Source organism: Thioclava sp. GXIMD4215, assembly GCF_045291555.1.
GTDB classification, from domain to species: Bacteria; Pseudomonadota; Alphaproteobacteria; order Rhodobacterales; family Rhodobacteraceae; genus Thioclava; species Thioclava litoralis.
This window is the reverse complement of sequence record NZ_CP149515.1, coordinates 2,022,063-2,044,941: the sequence shown is the minus strand read 5'-3', so window position 1 is coordinate 2,044,941 and position 22,879 is coordinate 2,022,063. Positions and strand designations below refer to the sequence as shown.

The 22,879-nt window shown below is 59.0% G+C and carries 20 protein-coding genes; 11 read left to right on the top strand and 9 right to left on the bottom strand.

Annotation, left to right across the window (positions count from 1 at the left end):
• Positions 1-52 precede the first annotated feature (52 nt).
• From WDB86_RS10090 to phoB, 7 genes are all read left to right on the top strand, one after another.
• On the top strand, positions 53-748 hold the full coding sequence (locus tag WDB86_RS10090) for a CbiX/SirB N-terminal domain-containing protein (protein WP_406735827.1): 696 nt from the start codon (positions 53-55) through the stop codon (positions 746-748).
• Between the two features lie 137 nt (positions 749-885).
• Positions 886-1,926 (top strand): substrate-binding domain-containing protein, encoded by a 1,041-nt coding sequence (locus tag WDB86_RS10085; protein ID WP_339108592.1) that lies wholly within the window; start codon positions 886-888, stop codon positions 1,924-1,926.
• A 101-nt stretch (positions 1,927-2,027) separates the two neighbouring features.
• Positions 2,028-3,488 carry a phosphate ABC transporter permease subunit PstC gene (gene pstC, locus WDB86_RS10080; protein WP_406735826.1) on the top strand — a complete coding sequence of 487 codons (1,461 nt, stop codon included), beginning with the start codon at positions 2,028-2,030 and terminating at the stop codon, positions 3,486-3,488.
• A complete protein-coding gene (pstA, locus tag WDB86_RS10075; protein WP_406735825.1) occupies positions 3,485-4,828 on the top strand; it encodes a phosphate ABC transporter permease PstA in 1,344 nt (447 codons plus the stop codon). The genes pstC and pstA overlap by 4 nt, the downstream gene beginning before the upstream one ends.
• A gap of 13 nt (positions 4,829-4,841) precedes the next feature.
• Positions 4,842-5,639: a phosphate ABC transporter ATP-binding protein PstB gene (gene pstB / locus WDB86_RS10070; RefSeq protein WP_339108595.1), complete on the top strand. Its 798-nt coding sequence runs from the start codon at positions 4,842-4,844 to the stop codon at positions 5,637-5,639.
• Between the two features lie 27 nt (positions 5,640-5,666).
• The gene (phoU, locus tag WDB86_RS10065) at positions 5,667-6,380 is read left to right on the top strand and encodes a phosphate signaling complex protein PhoU (protein ID WP_339108596.1); all 714 of its coding nucleotides are present in this window, start codon (positions 5,667-5,669) and stop codon (positions 6,378-6,380) included.
• A gap of 1 nt (position 6,381) precedes the next feature.
• A complete protein-coding gene (gene phoB, locus WDB86_RS10060) occupies positions 6,382-7,074 on the top strand; it encodes a phosphate regulon transcriptional regulator PhoB (protein ID WP_339108597.1) in 693 nt (230 codons plus the stop codon).
• Here the strand turns inward: phoB and WDB86_RS10055 are convergent.
• Entirely contained in the window at positions 7,059-7,946 is an 888-nt protein-coding gene (locus tag WDB86_RS10055) for a ribokinase (RefSeq protein WP_339108598.1), read from the bottom strand. The genes phoB and WDB86_RS10055 overlap by 16 nt on opposite strands.
• Before the next feature lie 118 nt (positions 7,947-8,064).
• Positions 8,065-10,323, bottom strand: coding sequence for an NADP-dependent malic enzyme (locus WDB86_RS10050; protein WP_406735824.1), 2,259 nt, complete (start codon positions 10,321-10,323; stop codon positions 8,065-8,067).
• A 121-nt stretch (positions 10,324-10,444) separates the two neighbouring features.
• On the opposite strand from WDB86_RS10050, the gene mutS reads away from it, so the two are divergent.
• Positions 10,445-13,081 (top strand): DNA mismatch repair protein MutS, encoded by a 2,637-nt coding sequence (mutS, locus tag WDB86_RS10045; protein WP_406735823.1) that lies wholly within the window; start codon positions 10,445-10,447, stop codon positions 13,079-13,081.
• A gap of 45 nt (positions 13,082-13,126) precedes the next feature.
• Here the strand turns inward: mutS and WDB86_RS10040 are convergent, their stop codons facing one another.
• On the bottom strand, positions 13,127-13,672 hold the full coding sequence (locus tag WDB86_RS10040) for a nucleotide exchange factor GrpE (RefSeq protein ID WP_339108601.1): 546 nt from the start codon (positions 13,670-13,672) through the stop codon (positions 13,127-13,129).
• A 5-nt stretch (positions 13,673-13,677) separates the two neighbouring features.
• Complete coding sequence (gene hrcA, locus WDB86_RS10035; RefSeq protein ID WP_339108602.1) at positions 13,678-14,739, bottom strand: heat-inducible transcriptional repressor HrcA; 1,062 nt, start codon at positions 14,737-14,739, stop codon at positions 13,678-13,680.
• A 125-nt stretch (positions 14,740-14,864) separates the two neighbouring features.
• On the opposite strand from hrcA, the gene rph reads away from it, so the two are divergent.
• From rph to hemW, 3 genes are read left to right on the top strand one after another with little or no spacing between them, the layout of a single operon-like run.
• A complete protein-coding gene (gene rph, locus WDB86_RS10030) occupies positions 14,865-15,578 on the top strand; it encodes a ribonuclease PH (RefSeq protein ID WP_339108603.1) in 714 nt (237 codons plus the stop codon).
• Positions 15,575-16,186 carry an RdgB/HAM1 family non-canonical purine NTP pyrophosphatase gene (gene rdgB, locus WDB86_RS10025; protein ID WP_339108604.1) on the top strand — a complete coding sequence of 204 codons (612 nt, stop codon included), beginning with the start codon at positions 15,575-15,577 and terminating at the stop codon, positions 16,184-16,186. The genes rph and rdgB overlap by 4 nt, the downstream gene beginning before the upstream one ends.
• Positions 16,187-16,234: 48 nt before the next feature.
• A complete protein-coding gene (gene hemW / locus WDB86_RS10020; RefSeq protein WP_406735822.1) occupies positions 16,235-17,404 on the top strand; it encodes a radical SAM family heme chaperone HemW in 1,170 nt (389 codons plus the stop codon).
• On the opposite strand, the gene WDB86_RS10015 is transcribed toward hemW, so the two are convergent.
• The 5 genes from WDB86_RS10015 to mnmE are packed head-to-tail and all read right to left on the bottom strand — an operon-like array spanning position 17,401 to position 22,867.
• Positions 17,401-18,282, bottom strand: a complete 882-nt coding sequence (locus WDB86_RS10015; protein ID WP_406721508.1) for a ParB/RepB/Spo0J family partition protein — start codon at positions 18,280-18,282, stop codon at positions 17,401-17,403. The genes hemW and WDB86_RS10015 overlap by 4 nt on opposite strands.
• Complete coding sequence (locus tag WDB86_RS10010; protein WP_339108607.1) at positions 18,266-19,099, bottom strand: AAA family ATPase; 834 nt, start codon at positions 19,097-19,099, stop codon at positions 18,266-18,268. The genes WDB86_RS10015 and WDB86_RS10010 overlap by 17 nt, the downstream gene beginning before the upstream one ends.
• A complete protein-coding gene (gene rsmG / locus WDB86_RS10005) occupies positions 19,092-19,700 on the bottom strand; it encodes a 16S rRNA (guanine(527)-N(7))-methyltransferase RsmG (protein ID WP_406735821.1) in 609 nt (202 codons plus the stop codon). Before rsmG ends, WDB86_RS10010 begins: the two co-directional genes overlap by 8 nt.
• Before the next feature lie 9 nt (positions 19,701-19,709).
• Complete coding sequence (gene mnmG / locus WDB86_RS10000; protein ID WP_406735820.1) at positions 19,710-21,572, bottom strand: tRNA uridine-5-carboxymethylaminomethyl(34) synthesis enzyme MnmG; 1,863 nt, start codon at positions 21,570-21,572, stop codon at positions 19,710-19,712.
• An 11-nt stretch (positions 21,573-21,583) separates the two neighbouring features.
• Positions 21,584-22,867 (bottom strand): tRNA uridine-5-carboxymethylaminomethyl(34) synthesis GTPase MnmE, encoded by a 1,284-nt coding sequence (gene mnmE / locus WDB86_RS09995; protein WP_406737037.1) that lies wholly within the window; start codon positions 22,865-22,867, stop codon positions 21,584-21,586.
• Between the last annotated feature and the right edge of the window lie 12 nt (positions 22,868-22,879).

The window sequence follows — 22,879 nt, the reverse complement described above, 5'->3', positions numbered from 1 at the left end:
GGCCATTCTCGAGAAAGATTGCCGGACCCCGAAGGCCTGCTATCATCACATCATGAACACCGTCATCATCGTCGCCCACGGCTCCCCCTCGGATCCGGAGCCAAAGCAAGCCGCGCTGGACGCTCTTGCGGCCAAGGTGCAGTCGCTTTGCCCCGATATCCCTGTCAAAGCCGCCACGCTGGCCAAACAGGGGGCGCTGGAAAGCGCGCTGGAGGATTGCGAAAATCCGGTGATCTATCCGTTTTTCATGGCGGAAGGCTGGTTTACCAAACGCGAAATTCCACGCCGGCTGGAAAAGATGGGCCGAAGCGCTGCGCATATGGACCCGTTCGGTATTGATCCGGCGTTGGAGGCGCTGATTCTGCAAGACAGCCTGCAGGCCGCCAAGGATGCCGGTCTGGAGCCTGCCGAAACGGATCTGATCCTTTGTGCGCACGGCTCCAAGATTGCCCGTCGCTCGAAAGACAGCGCCTATGCGATGGCGCAGAAACTACAGGCCGCGGGACCGTTCTGGCGGGTGCGCGTGGGGCTGATCGAAGAAGCCCCCTTTATCGAGACCGTCGCCAGAACAAGCCGTCAGGGCCTGTGCCTGCCTTTCTTCGCATTGCGCGCCGGTCATGTCGAAGGTGACATTCCCCATGCGCTGCGTCTGGCAGGCTTTACCGGCCCGCTTCTGGCACCGATTGGCGAGCATGCGGCGATACCCGCGCTGATTGCACGCGCCATCACGCGCTATATCGCAAATTAACTTTTTCTTGGGGTTTTTCCCGAGAACGGCCGTTTGTCATATAAGCGTTACACAACGTTCGCATAAGCGTCACAGCCGCCCTCTAGCACAGGCAGCGAGCCCATAGCGGCCCGTTTAAGATCTTCTGGGAGAGAACCATGAACACTGTTAAGCTGACGGCATCCGCCCTTGCCATCACCGTTGCCTCTACGGCAGGTGCCTTTGCGCGTGACAATATCCAAGTCGCAGGCTCGTCCACCGTTCTGCCTTACGCCTCGATCGTGGCGGAAGCTTTCGGCGAAAACTTCGATTTCCCCACTCCGGTCGTTGAATCGGGTGGCTCTTCCTCGGGTCTGAAGCGCTTCTGCGAAGGGGTCGGTGAAAACACCATCGACATCGCGAACGCCTCGCGCGCCATCAAGGACAAAGAGATCGAGACCTGCCACGCCAATGGCGTGAATGACATCATTCAGGTCCGCATCGGCTATGACGGGATCGTCTTCGCCAGCCAGAAAACCGGCCCCGAATTTACCGCCTTCCAACCGGCAGACCTCTATAACGCGCTTGGCGCCAAAGTCCTGAAAGACGGCAAGCTGGTCGATAACAGCTATGCCAAATGGTCGGATTTCAACGCCGATCTGCCGGATGTCGAGATCGCGGCCTATATCCCGGGCACCAAACACGGCACCCGTGAAGTGTTCGAAGAGAAAGTCCTCGTTCAGGGCTGCAAGGATTCCGGCGCGCTGGACGCAATGGTCTCGGGTGGCATGGACGAGAAAGACGCCGAAAAGGCCTGTATGTCGGTGCGCACCGATGGCAAATCGGTCGATATCGACGGGGATTACACCGAAACCCTCGCCCGCATCGCCTCGAACCCCGATGGCGTCGGCGTCTTCGGTCTGGCCTTCTACGAGAACAACACCGACAAGCTGAAAGTGGCCACGATGGGCGGCGTCGAACCCTCGACCGAAACCATCGCCTCGGGTGACTATCCGGTGTCGCGTCCGCTCTACTTCTACATCAAGAAAGCGCATATCGGCGTGATCCCCGGACTGAAAGAATACGCGGAATTCTTCGTCTCCGACGAGATCGCAGGCCCCGATGGCCCGCTGGCACAATACGGTCTGGTCTCCGATCCGGAACTGGCAACAACCCAACAGGACGTTGCTGACGAGAAAACCATGGGATCGGGCATGTAATCTGCCCTACCCGGCTTATTCGGGGGGCGGCAGATCCTGTGCCGCCCTCTTCTTTGTTTCTCCGCCTTTCACCTTGGCATACTCAATCGATCGGAGCTGACATGCCTGCTATCTGGCTTTTGGTTATCGTGCTGGTGCTCGCGGCCCTTGGCTTCGTGCTGGGCCGTTCCCGTGCCCTGTCCTCTGCGGGGGGCGACAGCCGCATTCTCCATTCGCTCCCGAGTTATTATGGCAGCAACGTCGCGATGATGACGCTTGTGCCTGCCCTTCTGGTGCTGGCCGTCTGGCTGATCGCGCAGCCCTTCGTGGTCAATATGCAGGTCACCGCGGCCATCCCTGCGGCCACGGTTGAGGAACATAGCAATATCAGCCTGATGATGTCAGATGTGACACGTCTGGCCGAGGGGCTGGATATCGCGGTTGCCAAAGGGGCCATGACCGCCTCGGAAGCCGCCCATCTGCAAGCAGGCGGCACTCTGCGCGCGAAGATGGCAGGTCTGGGTGTGGCGCTTGGCTCGCAGGTCGATGCCCCCACACTGAAGGCCGCACAGCACTATCGCAGCCTCACCGCCACCGGCAATATGATCCGCATGGTCGTGGTGCTGGGCGTGGCCATCGGGTTCTTCCTGCTGACGCTGAAAGCCACCCATAAAGACCTGCGCGCCCGCAATATCGTGGAGCGCGGCATCAAGACGCTGCTGATTTTGGCGGCGTCCATCGCCATTCTGACTACTATCGGGATCGTGCTATCGCTGATCTTCAACACGGTGCATTTCTTCCGCCTCTATCCGGCGACGGATTTCTTCTTCGGCACCAACTGGACGCCCTCCTTCGGGGGTGGCTCGCAACTGGGCATCCTGCCGCTTCTCTGGGGCACGCTTTACATCAGCTTCATCGCGCTGGCCGTGGCCGTGCCGATCGGCCTTTTCGCCGCGATCTACCTGTCGGAATATGCGTCCAAGCCGGTGCGCGCGATTGCCAAGCCGTTGCTGGAAGTGCTCGCCGGTATCCCGACCATCGTTTACGGCCTCTTCGCGCTGCTGACCGTGGGCCCTGCCCTACAGACGGTCTTTGGCCGCGACGGGCTGGACTGGATGGGGGCTGCAAGCTCGGTGATGACCGCGGGTCTGGTGATGGGCATCATGCTGATCCCCTTCGTCTCCTCGCTGTCCGATGACATCATCAACGCCGTGCCGCAATCGCTGCGCGACGGCTCTTACGGGCTTGGTGCCACCAAATCGGAAACCATCAAGCAAGTTGTCTTCCCCGCCGCCCTTCCGGGCATCATCGGGGCGATCCTTCTGGCCGCCTCGCGCGCTATCGGCGAGACGATGATCGTGGTGCTGGGGGCCGGTGCCGCCGCCCGTCTCAGCATGAACCCCTTCGAGGCGATGACCACCGTCACCGCCAAGATCGTCAGCCAGCTGACCGGCGACGCCGATTTCGCCTCGCCCGAGGCTCTGGTGGCCTTCTCTCTGGGGATGACGCTTTTCGTCATGACCCTCGCGCTGAACATTGTCGCGCTCTACATCGTGCGCAAGTATCGGGAGCAATACGAATGACCGACGCCGCTGCAATCCCCCCCGAGCGCCGCTCGATCCACCACCCCGACGCCCGCACCCGCAAACGCAACGCGCAGGAAAAACGCTTCCGTGCGATGGGGATCGGGGCCATCGGTCTGGGTCTGGTCTTTCTGGTGGTCCTTCTGTTCACCATCCTGACCAATGGCGTCTCGGCCTTCCAGCAGACATTCATCAATGTGCCGGTCTATCTGGACCCCGCGAAACTGGACAAGAAGGGCAATCGCGACCCTGCCGATATCGCCAAGGTCTCGACCTTCGGCTATGGCCCGCTGATCGAGAACGCGCTTCTGGATACGGTCCAGAAAGCAGGCATCGATACCGCGCTGACCAAAGCCAAGGATATGAAGAACCTGATCTCGGCTTCTGCCGCCAATGTGGTGCGTCAGGACGTGATCAATGACCCCTCGCTGATCGGCCAGACGCTGACCTTCAAGGTGCTCGCCTCGTCGCGCGTGGATGGCTACCTGAAAGGCCGTGTGCACCGCGACGAGATCGCTTTGGATAAAAACATCACCGTGGCGCAGCTCGACCTGACCGATGCGCTGGTCGAGGCCGGTATTGTGAAGAAACAGTTCAACTGGGACTTCATCACCGGATCGGACGCCTCGGAAAGCCGCGCCGAGCAGGCCGGTATCGGCACCTCGATGATCGGCTCGCTGTTCATGATGCTGGTGGTGCTGTTCCTGTCGCTGCCCATCGGGGTGGCTGCCTCGATCTACCTCGAGGAATTCGCGCCGCAGAACAAATGGACCGACCTGATCGAGGTGAATATCTCGAACCTCGCTGCGGTTCCGTCAATTGTCTTCGGTATCCTTGGCCTCGCGGTGTTCATCCAGTTCATGCATCTGCCGCAATCGGCGCCGCTGGTCGGTGGTCTTGTGCTGACGCTGATGACCCTGCCGACGATCATCATCTCGACCCGCGCCTCGCTGAAGGCCGTGCCGCCCTCGATCCGTGACGCGGCGCTGGGGATTGGTGCCTCGAAGATGCAATCGGTCTTCCACCATGTGCTGCCGCTGGCCATGCCCGGCATTCTGACCGGCACGATCATCGGTCTGGCTCAGGCCTTGGGTGAAACCGCACCGCTGCTGCTGATCGGGATGATCGGCTATATCGCCTCCAACCCGCCGGATGGCATCATTGCGGGCTTCCTCTCGCCCAACTCCGCGATGCCCGCACAGATCTATGAATGGGCAAAACGCGCCGACCCCGCCTATTATGAACGGGCATGGGGGGGCATCATTATCCTCCTGGTGTTCCTGCTGACGATGAACATCATTGCAATCATCCTGCGCCGCAAATTCGAGCGCCGCTGGTAAGGGACCCACCATCATGAACGACATGAGACTGACGGAGAGAAAAGTGGACGCCAAGGATATGAAAATCCAAGCCCGTAAGGTGCAGGTCTATTACGGTGACACTCACGCCATCAAGGATGTCGATGTCGATATCCTCGACAAGACCGTCACCGCCTTTATCGGGCCGTCGGGCTGCGGGAAATCGACCTTCCTGCGCACGCTGAACCGGATGAATGACACGATCGACATCTGCAAGGTCAAGGGCGAGATCCTGCTGGATGGCGAGGATATCTACGACAAGCGTGTGGACCCCGTGCAGCTGCGTGCCAAGGTGGGGATGGTGTTCCAGAAGCCCAACCCCTTCCCCAAGTCGATCTATGACAATGTGGCTTACGGCCCGCGTATCCACGGTCTGGCCAAGAACAAGGCCGATCTGGACGAGATCGTGGAACGCGCCCTGCGCGGTGCCGCCATCTGGAACGAGGTGAAGGACCGCCTTCAGGCCCCCGGTACGGGCCTTTCGGGTGGCCAGCAGCAGCGTCTGTGCATCGCGCGCGCCGTGGCGACCTCGCCCGAGGTTCTGCTGATGGACGAGCCCTGCTCGGCGCTGGACCCGATTGCCACCGGTCAGGTCGAAGAACTGATCGATGAACTCCGCACGCAGTTCTCGGTGGTGATCGTGACGCACTCGATGCAGCAGGCGGCCCGCGTGTCGCAGCGCACTGCCTTCTTCCACCTCGGGAACCTCGTGGAATATGGCGAAACGGGCGATATTTTCACCAACCCCAAAGACCCGCGCACCGAGGCCTATATCACTGGCCGGATCGGCTAAGGGACGACAGGAAGAGAAGGATAATAAATGAGCCAAGAACATATTTCTTCCGCTTTCGACCGTGACCTGGAGGCCGTTCAGGCGCTTGTCGTGAAGATGGGCGGCATGGTTGAACAGCAGATCCTTGATGCTGCCGAAGCCCTTGAAAGCCGCGATGAAGAGCTGGCCCAACGCGTGCGCGCGCAGGATAAGGCCATCGACGCGCTTGAAGAGCAGATCAACGAGGAAGCGGCCCGCATCATCGCGCTGCGGGCGCCTGTGTCGCGCGATCTGCGTCTGACGCTGTCGGTGATCAAGATCGCGGCCAGCCTTGAACGTGCGGGTGACTACGCCAAGAATATCGCCAAGCGGACCCAGATCCTGATGGATGTGCCGGCCGTTGACGGGTCGTCGAAGGCGATCCGCCGTATGGCGCAGGCGGTCGAGGGCATGCTCAAGGATGTGCTGGATGCCTATATCCAGCGCGACCCGCAACTGGCCCGCGATGTGCGCGACCGTGATGTGGAGGTGGACCAGATGTATAACGCGCTGTTCCGCGAGTTCCTGACCTATATGATGGAAGATCCGCGCAATATCACCGGCTGCATGCATCTGCATTTCATCGCGAAGAATATCGAACGGATGGGCGACCATGCGACCTCGATCGCCGAGCAGGTGATCTATCTCGTCACCGGCGAGACCCCCGATGAAGAACGCCCGAAGCAATCGAGCGTGATACCGATGGATACGACGGAGAAGTAACATGTCCCCGGCACAACAGCCCTGTGTTCTGGTGGTCGAGGACGAATCGGCCCAGCGTGAAGTTCTTCAGTATAACCTTGAAGCCGAAGGGTTTCGCGTTGTGATGGCGGTCAATGGCGAAGAGGCGCTGTTGATGGTCAAGGAAGAGAAGCCCGACCTGATGGTGCTGGACTGGATGCTGCCCAATGTCTCGGGCATCGAGATCTGCCGCCGCGTGAAAGCCTCGGGCGACACACGGCATATCCCGATCATCATGCTCTCCGCGCGCTCGGAAGAAACCGACCGCGTGCGCGGGCTGGAGACGGGGGCCGATGACTATGTCGTCAAACCCTATTCGGTGGTTGAACTGATGGCGCGGCTGCGCACCCAGTTGCGCCGCACCCGCCCCGCCACGATGGGCGAGCGGCTGAATTTCGAGGATATCATCCTTGATAGCGCCGAGCACCGTGTCTTCCGCGATGGCCAGCCACTGAAACTGGGTCCGACCGAATTCCGCCTGCTATCAACCTTAATGGAAAAGCCGGGCCGTGTGTGGACCCGCGACCAGCTTCTTGACCGCGTCTGGGGCCGCGACATCTATGTCGATACCCGCACCATCGACGTGCATGTGGGCCGGTTGCGCAAGGCGTTGATGGCCCATGGCGGCAATGATCCCGTGCGCACGGTGCGCGGCACCGGTTACAGCTTGGGCTGATTGTCCAGAAAATCCTCGACATCGGCACGGGTCGGAATGGCATCGGCTGTTCCCGCCCGTGTGACCTTGAGCGCAGAGGCCGCCGAAGCCAGACGCATCGCCCGTTCCCGCGTGCATCCTTCGGCCAGCGCCGCTGCCAGATAGCCCGCGAATGTATCGCCTGCCCCCGTCGTATCGACCGGTGTCACGGGAAAGGCCGGCATCACGATCAGCCCGCCGGTTTCCAGATTGTGCCACGTAGCCCCCTGCGCGCCCTTGGTCACCACAATCTGTTTCACGGGCAACTCCTGTAAGCTGAGCCCGAAACTGGCGCAAAGGGCACGCGCCTCGCCCTCGTTCACGATCAGCAGCGAGACATAGGGCAGCACGGCACGCACAGCCGCCTCGTCAAAGGGGGCGGCGGAATAGATCACGAACAGCCCCCGCTCGGCAGCCAGTTGCGCCGCCTCGACCTGCAGGCCCGTCTCGTTCTGCAAGATCATCAGATCGCCGTCCTCGGCCTGATCCAATGCCTCGTCCAGCGCGGTTTCGGGAATGGTACGGTTGGCTCCGGGATGAAGCACGATCGAATTCTCGCCCGCCTGATCGACATAGATGATCGCATGGCCCGAAGCCTCACGCACGATGACCACCTGCGAGCAATCGACACCGGCCTCCTCCATCCGTTCGACCATCCAGCGCCCTTCCGCCCCGATGGCCCCGATATGGCGGATCTGCGCCCCCGCACGGGCACAGGCAACCGATTGGTTGGCCCCTTTCCCCCCCAGACCGCGGTCATATCCGACGGATGCCAATGTCTCGCCCGGTTGTGGCAGATGCGGCAAGCGGTAGAAAAAATCCGCATTGATCGAGCCAAGATTGAAGATTTTCATAAAGCCCCCGAAAGATGCCAGCCCCTTGGAAGGCTACTCTTTTGCAGTCGGAAAGAACAAGGTCCGGCAAAGGGTTTCCCCCTTGCCGGACCTGTTTTGTTTTACAGTTTTGTGGCGCTTATTTCGCGCTACAGGCCGCCAGCGCCGCCATATTGACGATGTCGGACACAGTCGCGGTGGTCGAACACACCTGAATCGGATGTTCCACGCCGGTCAGGATCGGGCCGATCACGGTGGCCCCGCCCATCTCTTGCAACAGCTTGATCGAGATCGAGGCCGAGTGACGCGCGGGCATGACCAGAATATTGGCCGGACCCGACAGGCGGCAGAAGTCGTATTTCTTCATCACCGACGCATTGAGCGCCACATCCACAGCCATCTCGCCGTCATATTCGAAATCGGCGCCACGCGCGTCGAGCACCTGCGGCGCGACATGCATCTTCTGCGAGCGTTCCGACACCGGATAGCCGAAGGTCGAGAAGGAACAGAAGGCCACGCGCGGATCAAGCCCCAGCGAACGGGCAACCCCCGCTCCGGCGGTCGCGATATCGGCCAGATCGTTCTCGTCGGGCCATTCATGCACCAGCGTATCGCCCAGTAGCACGATCTTGCCCTTGTTCAGCACGGCAGTAATGCCGACGGCCCCGCTTTCCGAGGTGGCATCAACCACCTTATTGATGCGTTCCAGCACATGGGCCGATTTGCGGGTCACACCGGTCACCAGCGCATCGCCATGACCATGCACCAGCATCAGCGCCGCAAAAACGTGACGGTCGCGGGCGGCCATCTTATAGGCATCCTCGCGGTCCACCCCCTGACGCTGCAGGCGCTTGTAAAGGAAGTCGCGATAGGCATCGAGGTGCTTGGTATTGGCGGCATTCACCACGGTCAGCTCGCGGAAGGCATCGCCAAGACCTGCGCTTTCCAGATTTTCGCGCACCTCGTTCTCGCGGCCCACCACAATAGAGGTGCCGGTGCCCGAGCGCTGGTATTGCACAGCCGCGCGCAGCACGCGCAGATCATCGCCCTCGGCAAAGATCATACGGGCCTGCGCCTTGCGCGCACGGGCATGGATCGACTGCAGGATCGTCGCGGTCGGGTCCATACGGGCCCTCAGGCTATGGACATAGGCCTCCATATCGATGATCGGACGACGCGCCACACCCGTATCCATACCGGCTTTGGCCACCGCAGGCGGGATCACATGGATCAGACGCGGATCGAAGGGCGTGGGGATGATATAGTCGCGCCCGAAAGACAGCTTGCGGCCATAGGCCATTGCCACCTCATCCGGCACGTCCTCGCGGGCGAGTTTCGCCAGCGCCTCGGCACAGGCGATCTTCATCTCGTCATTGATCGCGCGGGCATGGATATCGAGCGCCCCGCGGAACAGATAGGGGAAGCCCAGCACGTTATTGACCTGGTTGGGATAATCCGAACGGCCCGTCGCCACGATCGCATCCTCGCGGACCTCATGGGCCTCTTCGGGGGTGATCTCGGGGTCGGGGTTGGCCATCGCGAAGATGACCGGATTATCGGCCATCGATTTCACCATATCCTGCGTCACAGCGCCCTTGGCCGAGACACCAAGGAACACATCCGCCCCTTCCATCGCATCTTCCAGCGTCCGCGCCGTGGTCTCGATCGCATGAGCCGATTTCCACTGGTTCATGCCCTCGGTGCGACCTTTATAGATCACGCCCTTGGTGTCGCACATGATGCAGTTCTCGTTACGCGCGCCCATCGTCTTGATGAGTTCAAGGCAGGCGATACCTGCAGCACCGGCGCCATTGAGCACGATCTTGCAGTCCTCGATCTTCTTGCCCGAAATCTCGAGCGCGTTCAGAAGGCCCGCCGCACAGATCACCGCCGTCCCGTGCTGGTCATCATGGAACACCGGAATATCCATCTGTTCCTTCAGCGCCTGTTCGATGATGAAACATTCGGGCGCTTTGATGTCTTCAAGGTTGATGCCGCCGAAAGTCGGCTCCATCAGCTTGACGGCCTTGATGATCTCGTCGGCCTCCATCGTATCCAGTTCGATATCGACGGCATTCACATCGGCGAATTTCTTGAACAGAACCGCCTTGCCTTCCATCACGGGCTTGGACGCCAGCGCGCCAAGATTACCCAGCCCCAGAATGGCCGACCCATTCGAGATAACGGCAACCATATTGCCTTTGACCGTGTAGTCATAAGCGGTCTCGGGGTTCTCGGCGATGGCTTCCACCGGAACCGCCACCCCCGGGCTATAGGCCAGCGACAGGTCACGCTGGGTGGTCATGGGGGTGGTCGGGGTAATTTCGAATTTCCCCGGCGTGGGCTCCAAGTGATAGCTCAGAGCTTCTTCACGGGTGATTTTGTTCTTTCCGGACATGTGGGCCGATATCCTTCTTGCAAGTCACAATCTTCTTAGCCGCTTGGGGCCTGCGTCTCAATAGATTGCGGGCCGGCTTCGCCTTTTGTAGGGTCCGCCACGAGCAAACAGGGGGCAACCGATGGCAAAGCCGACCGTCACACCGATGATGGAACAATATCTGGGGATCAAAGACGCCAATCCGGGGGCTTTGCTGTTCTACCGCATGGGCGATTTCTACGAGATGTTCTTTCAGGATGCGGTCGAGGCGGCTGCGGCGCTCGATATCGCGCTGACCAAGCGCGGCAGCCATGAGGGCGAAGAGATCCCGATGTGCGGCGTGCCTGTCCATGCCGCCGAAGGCTATCTGCTGACGCTGATCCGTAAGGGATTTCGCGTGGCGATTGCCGAGCAGTTGGAAGATCCCGCCGAGGCCAAGAAGCGCGGCTATAAATCGGTCGTCAAACGCGATGTCGTGCGGCTGGTCACCCCCGGCACGCTGACCGAGGAAAGCCTTCTGGAAGCGCGGCGCCACAATTTCCTTGCGGCCTATTCCGCCCTGCGGGACGAGGGCGCGCTGGCTTGGGTTGATATTTCCACCGGCGAATTCCGTGTGATGGCCTGTGCACCCGCGCGTCTGGGGCCGGAACTGGCCCGCCTGACCCCGCGTGAGGTGCTGGTGTCGGATAGCGGCGAAGAGGCCTTCCGCGAGGTGATCGAGGATGTGAGGGCCGCCGTGACCCCCTTGGCGCGGGCGGTGTTTGACAGTGCCTCGGGCGAGCAGAAGCTGCGCGATCTCTATCAGGTGGGCTCGCTTGAGGCCTTTGGCAGTTTCACCCGTGCCGAGCTTTCGGCCATGGGCGCGATTGTCGACTACCTCGACCTGACCCAACGCGGCAAACTGCCGCTTCTGCGCCGCCCCCAGCGCGAAGAGGCAGGCACCATCGTGCAGATCGACGCCTCGACGCGGCGCAATCTGGAACTGACGCAGGCTCTGTCAGGCGGGCGCGAAGGGTCTTTGCTGAATGTCATCGACCGCACTGTGACGGCGGGTGGGGCGCGTCTGCTGGAACGTCGCGTGGCGGCCCCCTCGCGCGATCTGGCGCAGATCCATGCCCGCCATGACACGGTGGCGTTTCTCGTGGAACAGACCCGTTTTATAGAAGATCTGCGGTCCGATCTGAAGCGCTGCCCCGATATGGACCGCGCCCTGTCGCGGCTGGCGCTGGACCGCGGCGGCCCGCGCGATATGGCCGCGATCCGCAATGGCTTAGGTCAGGCGGACGGGCTTTATGATGTGATCACAGGCTCTGAGGCTCCGCGTTTGTTGCAGGATGCGGCGCAGGCGCTACAGGGCCATGATGCGCTGGTGGCGCTGCTCGATGCCGCCCTGATTGCCGAGCCGCCGCTGCTGGCGCGTGATGGCGGGTTTATCGCGCAGGGCTATGATGAGGAACTCGACGAAACGCGCCGCCTTCGGGACGAGGGGCGCGGGGTGATTGCGGGTATGCAGGCCGGATTTGTCGAGGAAACCGGCATTTCGAGCCTGAAGATCAAGCATAACAACGTGCTGGGCTATTTCATCGAATGCACCTCGACCCATGCCGAGAAGATGCTTTCCCCGCCTCTGTCCGAGAAATTCATCCATCGTCAGACCACCGCCAATCAGGTGCGTTTCACCACAGTAGAGCTGTCGGAACTGGAAACGCGCATCCATAATGCCGGTGCGCGGGCGCTGGAGATCGAAAAGCGGCTCTATGACAGGCTGAAAGCCGCGATCATGGATCAGGCAGGGCCGATCGGCGAGGCGTCGCGTGCGCTGGCCGAGATTGATCTGGGCTGTGCTTTTGCCGATCTGGCGCGCTCGGGTGACTGGGTCCGCCCCGAGATCGACAGCTCCCGCGCGTTTGAAATCACCGCAGGGCGGCATCCGGTGGTGGAACATGCGCTCAAGCGCTCGGGCACGCCGTTTATCGCCAATGATTGCGGGCTGACCAAGGATAGCACGCCTGCGATCTGGCTGCTGACCGGCCCGAATATGGCGGGTAAATCGACCTTCCTGCGACAGAATGCGATCATCGCGCTACTGGCGCAGGCAGGCAGTTTCGTGCCTGCGGAACGGGCGCATATCGGGCTGGTGAGCCAGCTGTTTTCCCGCGTGGGGGCCGCCGATGATCTGGCGCGGGGGCGCTCGACCTTCATGGTCGAGATGGTCGAAACCGCAGCGATCCTCAATCAGGCCGATGACCGCGCGCTGGTGATCCTCGACGAGATCGGGCGCGGCACCGCCACCTATGACGGGCTGTCGATTGCTTGGGCGGTGATGGAGCATCTACATGCCACCAACCGCTGCCGTGCCCTTTTTGCGACCCATTACCACGAGATGACAGCGCTTTCGGCCAAATTGGACGGGGTGGAAAATGCGACCGTCAGCGTGAAGGAACATGCGGGCGATGTGATCTTCCTGCATGAGGTGAAGAAGGGCGCGGCTGACCGGTCCTACGGGGTGCAGGTCGCGCGCTTAGCGGGTCTGCCCGATAGCGTGGTATCACGCGCGAAATCGGTGCTGGATATGCTGGAGAAAGGCGACCGTGACAGCGGTGCCAAGAAACAGATGCTGATTGATGATCTGCCGCTTTTCGCCTCTGCGCCGCCGCCTGCGCCAGTGCCGCAAGGCCCCAGCCCGCTGGAAGAACGCCTGAGCGGGATCAATCCCGATGACCTGTCCCCGCGCGAGGCGCTACAGGCGCTTTATGAGCTGCGCGAGATGCTGAAATGACAAAGGGGGCCAAGCGGCCCCCTTTTCAATGCGTCACGTGAAACATCACTTCGGCGTCGAGCTGACACCGACCTTGGCCGGACGCAGCAGACGGTCGTGGATCATAAAGCCCACATCCATCACCTGAATGATGTCGCCCGCCACGGTGTTCGGCACGGGGGCTTCGAACATCGCTTCGTGATGGGTCGGGTCGAATTTGTCACCCACCTGCGGCGCGATCTGGTTGATACCGTGCTTTTCGAAGACGTTCAGCAACTCACGCTGGGTCAGTTCGACGCCCTCGATCAGCGCCTCGGCTTTTTCGCGCAGCTCGTCCGAGATAGCGTTCAGCGCGCGCTGCATATTGTCGAAAACCGGCAGCATGTCGCGGGCCAGACGCGACCCACCGTAATTTTCGGCATCGCGGCGCTCTTTATCGGCACGCTTGCGCGAATTCTCGGCATCGGCCAATGCGCGCATCCAGCGGTCGCGCAGCTCGTCGCGTTCGGCACGCAGGGCTTCAAGCTCGCCCTCGCCTTCGTTCATGATGTCTTCGAACGTCTCGTCGAGATGAACCTGATCTTCGCTCATTTCGTCTTTTTTGTCGCTCATGCGTTTCATCCTTTGCCCCGGCCCGACAGCATCCGCCCGACCAGTTGCGCTGTATAGTCCACGATCGGCACGATCCGCCCGTAATTCAGCCGTGTCGGGCCGATGACGCCAATCGCACCGATTATCTTCCGATCAGCGTTCATATAGGGACTTACCACCAGAGAGGAACCCGAAAGTGAAAAAAGCTTGTTCTCGGAGCCAATAAAAATGCGCACACCGTCCCCGTCCTGCGCCAGATCGAGAAATTCCGCGATGTCACGCTTGCGTTCCAGATCATCAAACAAGGTGCGGATACGGTCGAGATCGGAGATCTGCTCCAGAAGATTCGACTGTCCGCGCACGATCAGGCGTTCGTAAGAGGTACCCTTGTCCTCCCATTCGGCCAGCCCCTGCTCGACCAGATCAGCCGCCAGCGTGTCCAGCTCGGCACGGCGGTTTCTGATTTCATCGGCCATCACGTGGCGCAGCTCGGTCAAGGTGCGCCCCTCGGCCAGCGAGTTGATGAAATTCGCCGCCTCCCGTAGCGAGGATGGCGTCTGGCCGGGCGGCGGTGTGAAGACACGGTTTTCGACCTGACCATTGGCAAAAACCAGCACCACCAGCGCACGATCGGGCGCAAGGCCCACAAATTCGATGTGTTTGATCGGCGCTTCCTGCTTGGGCGACAGAACAAGGCTCGCCCCATGCGTCATTCCCGACAGGGCCGAGCCGACGCGGTCCATCAGATTGCCCAGATCGGGATCATTGCCGCCAACGCTGGCATCCAGCGCCGCGCGGTCCTCGGCCCCCAATGTGCCAACCTCCATGAAACCGTCGACAAACATCCGCAGCCCCATCTGCGTCGGCACCCGCCCCGCCGAAATATGCGGGCTGTCCAGCAAACCGAGGAATTCGAGATCGTTCATCACATTGCGGATGGTTGCCGCCGAAAGCTTTTCGCTCATCATGCGGGTCAGGCTACGCGAGCCGACCGGATCGCCGGTTTCCAGATAGCCCTCGACCACGCGGCGGAATACCTCGCGCGAGCGGTCATTCAGCTCTGTCAGGGTCTGTTTTTGCTCTGTCATGGTCTCAAAACTCCTGAGCCGCAGTAAACGGGTTGCGAGAGCGATCGTCAATCTGTCCTGAGCCCTTGCATCATACGAGGAAGGCGCGCAAATGGGGCAGGACGATTTACACCAAAGGAGCGGATATGCGGCCCTCAGGACGGAACCTCAACGAAATGCGCAAGGTCACTATCGAGACCGGTGTTACCAAACATGCCGAAGGGTCCTGCCTGATCAAGGTGGGCGACACCCACGTGCTGTGCACCGCAACCATCGAAGACCGCGCGCCGTCGTTCCTGAAAAATACCGGTCTTGGCTGGGTAACGGCGGAATATGGCATGCTACCCCGCGCCACTCATTCGCGCACCCGCCGCGAGGCCGCCGCTGGCAAACAGGGTGGCCGCACCGTCGAGATCCAGCGCCTGATCGGTCGGGCCTTGCGTGCAGGGCTTGACCGGAGCGCCCTTGGCGAGCGGCAGATCGTGATTGACTGCGATGTCATTCAGGCCGATGGCGGCACACGCTGCGCCTCGATCACCGGTGGCTGGGTGGCGCTGCGTCTTGCCACCAACAAACTGCTGGCCAAGGGGATCATCACCTCCGATCCGCTGATCGACCATGTGGCGGCTGTCTCCTGCGGGATCTATGCGGGCCAGAATGTCTGCGACCTCGATTATGCCGAGGATAGCGAGGCCGGTGTGGACGGCAATTTCATCATGACCGGCAAGGGTAAGCTGATCGAGGTACAAATGTCGGCAGAAGGCTCTACCTATACCCGCGATCAGATGAACCAGCTGATGGATCTTGCTGAAAGCGGGATTGCAGAACTGGTTGCCGCACAGAAGGACGCTATTGGATGAGAAAATTCACAGAGAAAAAACTGCTTGTCGCGACCCATAACGCCGGCAAGCTGGAAGAAATATCGGAACTTCTGAAACCCTATGGCATCGAATGCGTAGGCGCCGCCGAACTGGATCTTCCCGTGCCGGACGAGACGGAAACCACCTTTGTCGGCAATGCACGGATCAAGGCCCATGCCGCCGCCAAAGCCACCGGCCTGCCCGCGCTGTCGGACGATAGCGGCATCGAGGTGGATTGTCTGGGCGGGGCGCCCGGTGTCTATACCGCCGATTGGGCAGAGACCCCCAATGGCCGCGATTTCAAGATGGCGATGGAAAAGACATGGGCCGAGTGCGAAAAATCCGGCGCTGACCGGCCACGCACGGCCCGGTTCTGCTCGACCCTCGTTCTGGCATGGCCGGACGGGCATGACGAGGTCTTCGAAGGCATCTGCGAGGGTCATCTTGTCTGGCCTATGCGCGGCGAACAGGGGCATGGCTATGACCCGATGTTCCAGCCGCAAGGCTCGAGCCATACCTTCGCCGAGATGAGCCACGAGCGCAAAAACCAGTTGTCGCATCGCGCGGCCGCCTTCAAGAAACTGACCGAGGCTTTCGAGCCTGCCTGACCTGTTGTGCCACGTGAAACACGTGGCACCCACCACCGGAGTGCGCCCATGACGACTGCTATTGAAGATTGGCGCGCCGGAGGGTTCGGACTTTATATCCATTGGCCATTCTGCGCCGCAAAATGTCCCTATTGCGATTTCAATTCCCATGTCACGGCCTCTATCGACCAGAAAGTCTGGGCCGAGGCCTATCTATCGGAAATCGACCGTCTCGCAGGTGAAACCGGGGGCCGTGTGCTGAACACGGTGTTTTTCGGTGGCGGCACGCCGTCGCTGATGGATCCGGATGTGGTTGACGCCATTCTGACCCGCGTGCGCAAAAGCTGGCGCATGTCGAATGATCTCGAGATCACGCTGGAGGCGAACCCCACGAGCATCGAAGCGGGTCGCTTCAGAGCCTATTCCGAAGCGGGCGTTAACCGTGTGTCGATGGGCATGCAGGCCATGAACGATGCCGATCTGCGTAAACTGGGGCGGATGCATTCGGTTGCGGAAGGCCGCAAAGCCTTTGATATCGCGCGTTCCGTCTTTGATCGCGTGAGCTTCGATCTGATCTATGCACGGCAGGACCAGACCCTGTCCGACTGGCGCAAAGAACTATCTGAGGCGCTGTCGATGGCGATTGACCACCTTTCGCTTTATCAACTGACAGTTGAGGAAGGCACTGTTTTCGGCGCACGGGCAGAGCGCGGACTTCTGAAGGGATTACCCGATGATGACAGTGCTGCGGATATGTATCTGCTGACACAAGATATAGCGGAATCGGCCGGTTTTCCGGCCTATGAAGTGTCTAACCATGCGAAAGAAGGCTCTGAAAGCCGGCATAACCTGATTTACTGGCGCTATGGTGACTATGCCGGTATCGGTCCAGGCGCACATGGTCGTTTGACCCATGATGGGATCCGCCATGCGACGGACACCCTCAAACAACCCGGTGCATGGATAGATCAGGTCCGCAAAACGGGGTCTGGCGAGCTTTCCCGCGAGGCTCTGCCGCGCAGTGAGGAAGTGGTGGAATTCCTGCTGTTCGGCATGCGGCTTCAGGAGGGTCTGGATGTGACACGCTACGAAGCACTAAGCGGCGCACAACTGCCACAGGATCGCATCGCCTATCTTGTCGATATCGGCATGTTAGAGACGGATCAAACGAAAATCCGCGCCACCCGTGAAGGTCGCGCGGTTCTCAATGCGGTTATCCGTGAACTGATGCCGGATTAAAGTTTTGTCAGCATCTGACAGATTGCATCAAGCTGCTCGAGATCTTTATAGCTGAGAACAACCGTCCCGCCCTCTTCGCCTCTATGATTGATCTCGACCTTCATGCCGATTGTCGCGGAAAGATCGGCTTCCAGCGCGCGAGTATCCGCATCCTTTTCAATCACAGGGCGGTTCTTCGGCTTTTTCTCGGCTGTCGGAGACTTGGCCTTACGCTCGACTTCGCGAACCGAAAGACCTTTTGACACCGCTTCTTTTGCCAAACCGATCGGATCGTCGGCGGTAATCATTGCGCGCGCATGACCGGCTGTCAGACGACCATCGCGCAAATATTCCTGAACTTCGTCGGGCAGATTGAGAAGGCGCAAAAGGTTCGCAATATGGCTGCGGCTTTTCGAAAGAGCCTCGGCCACCTTTTCCTGCGTATGACCGAAACGATCCATCAACTGGCGATAGCTCAGCGCCTCTTCCAGAGGATTGAGGTCTGCACGCTGAATGTTCTCGATAATGGCGACTTCAAGAACTTCGGTGTCGTTGAAATCCCGAATAATGACCGGAAGCTCGTGCAACTGCGCCAGTTGCGACGCCCGCCAGCGGCGTTCCCCCGCAACGATCTCGTACATATCGCTTTTAGAAGGATGCGCCCTGACGATGAGCGGCTGAATGACACCCTTCTCACGAATAGAATCCGCCAGCTCCTGAAGCGCCTGCTCGTCGAAATGACGGCGCGGCTGTTCGGGATTGGGTTCGATCTTCTCGATCGGGATGAAACTTTCGGGACGACGCGGCACCGTATTATCCTGGTTCGGTTCAATATTTACATCAGCCATCAGGGCACTCAATCCGCGCCCCAACCCCCGGCGTTCAGGCTTCTTGCTCATGTGCCCCCCTGCGATTTGCGCCTTCGTGGCGCTCCAATAATTCTTTTGCAAGAGCACGATAGGCTTTCGCCCCGCGTGACCCGCTATCATAATGCAAAACGGATTGCGCATAAGACGGCGCTTCAGAGATCCGGACATTGCGCGGAATCATCGTTTTGAAGACGATTTCGCCCAAAGTCGCCCGTGCATCGGCTTCGACCAGCTGCGAGAGGTTGTTACGGACATCATACATGGTGAGAACGACCCCCTCGATGCGCAAATTCGGATTCGCGCCCTGCCGCACCTCTCGAACGCTCAGCATCAGCTGCGATAGACCCTCAAGTGCGAAAAATTCGGCCTGAAGCGGCACAAGTACGGAATCTGCTGCCACCATCGCATTAACCGTCAGAAGACTTAGGGACGGCGGGCAATCAATCAGGATATAGTCCAGTTCAAGATCATTGATGTCTTCGGAACGTAGTGCCTTCTGAAGCAGGAAGCTGCGCTGGTCGGCGTCATGGAGTTCCATATCGGCAGAGGCCAGATCGGTTGTTGCAGGACTGAGCCACAGGCCGTCCCATTGCGTTTTGACAACAATATCACCAACGTCTGCCTCCCCCGTCAGCAGATCATAGGTGCTGTAATCACGATCTTCGAGTTCCAACCCAAGCCCGGTCGATGCGTTTCCCTGCGGATCAAGATCAACCACAAGAACACGGCAGCCCTGCTCGATCAGTGCGCTGGCAAGGTTGATCGCCGTAGTGGTTTTTCCCACGCCACCCTTCTGGTTGGTCACCGCAATAATACGCGGCGCCTTTATCAAGGAACGGTCAGACACGCTCTGCTCCTGAGATTTTTAGTATTGTTGCATCTGGATCTGTGTTGCTTCTAGAAGCTTCATATTTGAAGGTCCATGACTTTTGCGCCTCGAGCACTTCACTTTTCCAATTCGCCCCTTTCGGGAAAAGGAAAACAGCATTTTCACGCTGGTGGTAGGTTGAGAACTCAAGAAGCATGTCAAGGGCAGCCAAGGCCCGCGCTGAAATAACATCGGCTTGTAACGAAGGGATATCCAGAATTCTCTGGCTGTGAACCTGCGCTGAAATAGACAACTCGCGAATGCAAGTCATAAGAAACGCACATTTGCGCTGATCACTCTCAACAAGATGCACCTGAGCTTCTGGATTATGTTGGGCCGCCAAAATGGCCACAACTATCCCCGGTAGACCGCCGCCAGATCCCAAATCGACCCAGCGCTTCCATGATAGCGTCGGGTCATAAATTTGAATAGAATCTGCCAGATGCCGTTTCTGAAACTGCGATATCGTCGATTTCGCCACAAGATTGATCGCAGGATTCCACTTTTTGACCAGCGCTTCATAAATTTCGAAACGCTCGATTGTTTCACGTGAAACATCAATGAGGAAATTAGGCTCCATAGCTGCGCCTCACGCTGACTTCTGTTTCCGCGACTGGCGCAGTTTCGCCAGAATCAACGCCAACGCAGCTGGTGTCACACCATCGACACGCCCCGCCTGTCCAAGAGTGCTAGGTTGTGCCTTGCCGAGTTTGAGCCGGAGTTCGTTCGAAAGACCAGACAAACCCGAATAGTCAAAATCCTCAGGAATTTTCCAAGCTTCATCGCGCTGCATTGCTGCAATATCTCGCTCCTGACGGATAAGATAATTTGCGTAAAGCGCGTCTTTCGCCAACTGATCGGAAATTTCGGGACCGATATCCTGAAGTTCAGGGAACACCCGCGCCATATCGTCAAAAGTTATGTCGGGGAAAGACAGGAAGGAAAATGCAGACCGACGCTGTCCATCTTGATTAACCTTGAACCCATGAGAGATCGCCTCTTTCGGCGTCAGAACACAGGCTTCCATAAGCGCGCGCCCTGCGTCCATCGCTTCTTGTTTTGCCAGATATGTGGCGGTCCGAACATCGGATACGCAGCCGATTTCCAATGCGAGTGGGGTCAAACGTTGATCGGCGTTATCTGCCCTAAGGGAAAGCCGGAACTCCGCTCGCGATGTAAACATGCGGTAAGGTTCCGTTACTCCGCGGGTGATAAGATCATCAACCATCACACCGATATAGCTCTGCGTGCGCGAAAACTGGACCTGCTCCCGCCCTAGCGCAGCAGCCGCGGCATTCAGACCGGCAACCAGGCCTTGCGCAGCAGCCTCTTCATATCCGGTCGTGCCATTAATTTGCCCCGCCAGATACAATCCGGGTTGCGCGCGCATTTCCAAAGAGGAATTTAAGCTGCGCGGATCGACGTAATCATATTCGATCGCATATCCGGGTTGGAGGATCTCTACATTCTCAAGCCCCCGCATCGAACGCACATATTCATGTTGAACGTCTTCGGGAAGAGACGTCGAAATACCGTTAGGATATACGGTATCATCATCAAGTCCCTCTGGCTCCAAAAAGACCTGATGCGATGTCTTATCCGCAAATCGAACAATCTTGTCTTCGATTGAAGGGCAATACCGCGGCCCTACCCCTTCAATATGTCCCCCATACATTGCCGAACGGGACAGATTTTCGCGAATAATCTGATGCGTCACTTCGTTGGTATGCGTGATTCCGCAAGAGATCTGCCGCACCAGCGGCTTCTTATTCAGAAAGCTGAACATGGCCGGATCATCATCACCGGGTTGACTTTCAAGAATTGACCAATCAATGGTCTTACCGTTCAACCTTGGTGGCGTCCCTGTTTTAAGGCGCCCAAGAGGGAGGTCCAGGGCTTTCAGCCTATCGGCAAGTGGAACGGACGGGCGATCTCCCATGCGTCCACCAGGATAGCTTTTATCACCGATGTGGATAACACCGTGCAAAAACGTGCCAGTCGTCAAGACGACCGACTGACATTCTATTTCTGCGCCATCTGCAAGCATCACACCGGCAATGCGACCATTTTTAATCACAAGATCAACGGCTTCTCCTTCAACGACCTCAAGATTGGCCTGTTGAGCTGTAAGATCAGCCATCGCCTGACGATAAAGCTTTCGGTCCGCTTGAGCTCTTGGTCCCTGAACCGCGGGCCCTTTGCGCCGGTTAAGAAGACGGAACTGGATCCCTGCCCTATCGGCTGCAACACCCATAACACCGTCCATCGCGTCAATCTCGCGAACAAGGTGCCCCTTACCAAGCCCCCCTATCGCCGGATTGCACGACATAACGCCTATCGCCTCACGGCGAAGTGTGACCAACGCAGTCTTTGCTCCCATGCGAGCGGCTGCATGGGCTGCTTCGGTTCCGGCATGTCCGCCGCCGACAACAATAACGTCAAAATGTTTCACGTGAAACACTCCTATTTCCCGATGCAAAAACTCAAGAATATCTCATCCAAGAGATTCTCGACATCCACCCTGCCCAACAAAGATTCCAAAGACCGAGCGGCCTCCCGCAGATAAACCGCAGAAAGTTCAGGACGGTCGAAACTGCTCATTACCTCATTTCGCGCCGAATCCAAAGCCCGGTTTGCGTTAATAAGTGCATCACGATGTCGTTCCCGCGTCATGATCCCTGCCCCCTCGGCTTGAGCAAGAAGGCGCCGGGTAATCTCGGCAACAAGCTGGTCTATTCCCGTGCCGGTTTTTCCTGACACGCGAAGCCCTTCCCCGCTTACAATATCGGCTTTTCCATAAGCGATCAGATCTCCCGCATGTGGCTCTAGGAGAGGTAACTCTTCCCCATCCAGCAAGAAAACCCGCAGATCGGCTTCTTTGGCTCGACTGATCGCGCGATCTACCCCAATCGCTTCGACAACATCTGTGGTTTCGCGCAATCCAGCGGTATCCAGTAATGTAACCGCCAATCCCGCCAGATCCATGCGAACTTCGATCACATCCCTTGTCGTGCCGGCAATCTCGGAAGTAATTGCGGCCTCTCTTCCCGCTAACGCATTGAGAAGTGTTGATTTTCCAGCATTAGGACGGCCAACAATCGCCACCTCGAAACCATCGCGAATACGCTCGGCCGCACCAAAACGCCGGATTTCCTCGCTCAAACTGCTTTGAACCGCATCAATTTCAGCAAGGACTTCAGGCGTCACATCGACCGGTACATCTTCATCGGCGAAGTCGATGGTCACTTCCAACAGCGCCGCAGCTCTGACCAACCGCTCGCGCCAGCCGTCCACGACCTTCCCGACAGAGCCAGACAGAACTTTAAGAGCCTGCTTTCTTTGGGATTCTGTTTCCGCCTCGATGAGATCAGCCAGACCTTCGACCTGAGAAAGATCCAAGCGCTCATTCTCCATCGCGCGGCGGGTGAATTCGCCCGCTTCCGCCATTCGCAGGTCGGGATTCGTGCCCAAGGCCCGCAAGACCGCACTTACTGTCGCCACGGCTCCGTGGATATGAAACTCTACGACCTCTTCGCCGGTAAAACTATGCCCCTTGGCAAAGGGCAGCACCACTGCCTCGTCCAGCGCCTCACCCTCCAGCCGCAACACACGCAGCGCGGTCTGTCGCGCAGGCGGCAACGTCCCGCAAAGACGCGAGGCAGCTTCCCAGGCTTTCGGCCCGGAAATACGAATAACGGCCACCCCCGCTTTTCCGCGGGCAGTGGCCAGTGCAAAGATCGTATCCATCATATCCCTTTC